Annotated in this window: 1 protein-coding gene and 1 pseudogene; one reads left to right on the top strand and one right to left on the bottom strand. The window is 43.4% G+C overall.

Going from position 1 to position 572, the window contains the following annotated elements; genetic code table 11:
• Positions 1–257 (bottom strand): cytochrome ubiquinol oxidase subunit I (locus ACWHAR_RS30305; RefSeq protein ID WP_452088835.1); only part of this gene is annotated, 257 nt, incomplete at its 3' end.
• 191 nt (positions 258–448) lie between these two features.
• Between ACWHAR_RS30305 and ACWHAR_RS30300 the strand changes: the two are divergent.
• Positions 449–572, top strand: a pseudogene (locus tag ACWHAR_RS30300) (50S ribosomal protein L31); the annotation flags it as partial.

Genomic DNA, 572 nt, shown 5'->3' with positions numbered 1-572 from the left:
ACTTCCATGAATCCCGGCCAGAGCAGGGCTAGCTGCGTGCCGGCAATGGTTCCGGTCGGTATGGCGACCCCGAGCAACACGGCCTGCGCCTTCGTCCATCTTTTGGCCATAATGGCGTAGTGGGGATCTTTCGTTCTTTGATAGATCAGCTCGGCCAGCAAAATCATCAAAGGAATTCCGACACCGAGCGAGGCAAAAATAATATGGAATCCCATCGTTGTTCCGAAAAGGCTTCTTGCAAAAATCAAGTCATTCATCCGGAAAACCACCTTTCATTTACACCATTTTGCTTTTTATTGTTTACCGCCTTTTTTAGATTATTCTTCCTGTAGGAGGTTAAAATGGATAAAGGGATTAAGTATGGCAAATGAACATTCATTTTTGACACAGGGATTTGAAAGGTATATAATAAAACGTAATTATTACGTTTTGATAGGAGGAATGGCATATGAAACCAAATATTCATCCGAAAACTTATCAAGTGATCTTTCAGGATGTAAACAGCGGGTACCGTTTTTTAAGCCGCTCAACTAAAACTTCCGATGAGACGGCCGAGTGGGAAGACGGCAAGA

The organism is Bacillus sp. LR--39 (genome assembly GCF_053613335.1).
The sequence above is the reverse complement of the archived record's forward strand: the minus strand, read 5'-3'. Positions and strand labels throughout refer to the sequence as shown.